A 2,687-nucleotide genomic window follows, 5' to 3' on the forward strand; every position below is an offset into this window, starting at 1 on the left:
AGCTTCATGGCTTCGGTGATTTTGGTCGCGCCGCAATCCAGTGCGCCCCGGAAAATGTAGGGGAAACACAGCACGTTGTTGACTTGGTTCGGGTAGTCCGAACGGCCGGTGGCAATGATGCAATCGGGGCGGGCGGCTTTGGCCAGCTCGGGGCGGATTTCGGGCTCGGGGTTGGCCAGCGCCAGTATCACCGGGTCACGCGCCATGGTTTTGATCATGTCCACCGTCATCACACCGGGGGCCGAGCAGCCCAGGAACACGTCCGCGCCGTTGACCGCATCGGCCAAGGTGCGAGCGTCGGTCTTTTGGGCGTAGCGCGCTTTGGACTCGTCGTAGCCACCGGGGCGGCCTTCGTAGATCACGCCCTTGGAGTCGCACACAAAAATGTTCTCGACCTTCACGCCCAAGCCCACCATCACGTCCAGGCAGGCAATTGAAGCTGCGCCTGCGCCCGACACGGCCAGCTTGATGCTGCCGATGTCTTTGCCCACCAGCTCCAGGCCGTTGAGCATGGCGGCCGATGCGATGATGGCGGTGCCGTGCTGGTCGTCGTGGAAGACCGGGATGTTCATGCGCTCGCGCAGTTTCTTCTCGATGTAGAAGCACTCTGGGGCCTTGATGTCTTCGAGGTTGATGCCGCCCAGCGTGGGCTCCATGGCGGCGATGATGTCCACCAGCTTGTCCGGGTCGCGCTCAGCCAGCTCGATGTCGAACACGTCAATGCCCGCGAACTTCTTGAACAGGCAACCTTTGCCTTCCATGACCGGCTTGGCCGCCAGCGGGCCGATGTCGCCCAGGCCCAGAACAGCCGTGCCGTTGGTGATCACCGCCACCAGGTTGCCACGCGAGGTGTAGTCAAATGCTTTGGACGGGTCGGCCTCGATGTCCAGACACGGATAAGCCACACCGGGTGAATAGGCCAGCGACAAATCGCGTTGGTTGGACAGGGGCTTGGTCGGGTTGACCGAGACCTTGCCGCGAGTGGGAAAGCGGTGGTAATCGCGGGCGGCATCGCGCAGGGCTTCTTCGGCGGGGGAAAGTGGTGTTTGGCTCATGAAAAGTGTCTCTTTGGCTCAGTAGGGGAATCAATTAGAAAGCGTAACCCATTTGGCGGGCCCAATACCCTGCGGATTACCTGCATAAAAAGCAAAAAAGCCAAGCGCTGTGCTTGGCTTTTGTACGCAGTGAGCAGGCCCTTCAGGCCGGCTCCAGCTTCAGGTTTTGGCGTCCAGATCGGTGGGCAAGACCAGGTTGAGCACGATGGACAACACTGCGGCAGGGAACAAGCCGCTGGTCATCAAAATGCGCGCAGTGTCAGGCAGATGCTGCAGCGCTTCTGGTGCCATCTGCAAGCCCAAGCCGATGGACAGCGACACGGCAAAAATGACCATGTTGCGGCTGTTCCAGTCGACTTCAGACAGCATGCGCACGCCCGATGCGGTGACCATGCCGAACATGATGATCACGCCACCACCCAGCACGGTGATGGGCATGCTGGCGATCACGGCACCAAACTTGGGCACAAGGCCACACAGAATCAAGAAAACAGCGCCCATGGTCACGACATGGCGGCTCATCACGCCGGTCATGGCCACCAAACCCACGTTTTGGCTGAAGCTGGTGTTGGGCAAGCCGCCGAACAAACCGGCCACTGCGGTGCCCAAGCCGTCGGCGTAGGTGGCGCCTTGCACTTCTTTGTCAGTGGCTTCGCGGTTGGCGCCGCCCTTGGTGATCCCGGAGACATCGCCCACGGTTTCAATCGCCGACACCACGGCCATGAAGCACATGCCGATGATGATGGCCCAGTTGATTTCCCAACCGAACTTGAACAGCTCGGGCGCCGTGAACCAGGACGCACGGCCCACCGCCGCTAAGCTGACTTTGCCAATGGCAAAAGCGTAGGCGTAACCAGCCACCATGCCCAGCAAAACTGCGGCCACAGACACCATGCCGCGTGTAAAGAACTTCAACAGCAAAGTCACGGCAATCACCACCAAGGCGATGGACCAGTTCTCCAAATTGCCAAAGGCAGGCTTGCCCTTCAAAGGCACGCCGCCAGCGGCGTATTCAATGCCCACCTTGACCAGCGCCAGTCCAATCATCAACACGATCAACCCGGTGACCAGTGGCGGCAACGCATGGCGAATGCGCCCGATGAACGTGCCTATGAAAAAGTGGAAGATGCCGCCGATGACCACGCCCGTCATCAAACCGGCCATGCCCGCTACACCCGCGCCTGCAACGGCCGGGATCATGATCGGGATGAAGGCGAAACTGGTGCCCTGCACGATGGGCAAGCGTGCACCCACGGGGCCAATGCCCACGGTTTGCAACAACGTGGCAACACCCGCCAAGAACATGGACATCTGAATCATGTAAACCATGTTGTGGAAGTCTGGCGAATTGGAGCCGAAGCCAAAACCAGCCGCGCCCGCCACGATGATGGCGGGCGTCACGTTGCTCACAAACATGGCCAACACATGCTGGATGCCCAGCGGTACGGCCTTGCCCAAAGGCGGGGTGTAGTCAGGGTCTCGCAGCTGCTCTGGGCTGCCCAATGAACGATCTGTCATGTCTTGCTCCGTTTCGTATTTTCATGAATACACAAAAGTGTATACAAATTTTAAAGACGAAAAAGGGCATTCCAATGCAGTAGAAACCCTGCCTATCTAAGGGAATTTAGGGGG

General features: G+C 59.4%; 2 protein-coding genes. Both read right to left on the bottom strand.

Annotated elements, in window-relative coordinates; all coding sequences use genetic code 11:
- Nucleotides 1-1,055, bottom strand: a 1,055-nt coding sequence (locus Q0341_RS03515; protein WP_299510597.1) for a malic enzyme-like NAD(P)-binding protein, incomplete at its 3' end; no start/stop codon positions are given.
- A gap of 159 nt (nucleotides 1,056-1,214) precedes the next feature.
- Nucleotides 1,215-2,573, bottom strand: coding sequence for a nucleobase:cation symporter-2 family protein (locus Q0341_RS03520; RefSeq protein ID WP_299510599.1), 1,359 nt, complete (start codon nucleotides 2,571-2,573; stop codon nucleotides 1,215-1,217).
- Nucleotides 2,574-2,687 lie beyond the last annotated feature (114 nt).

It is taken from the genome of uncultured Limnohabitans sp. (genome assembly GCF_937889215.1).
Lineage (GTDB): Bacteria > Pseudomonadota > Gammaproteobacteria > Burkholderiales > Burkholderiaceae_C > Limnohabitans_A.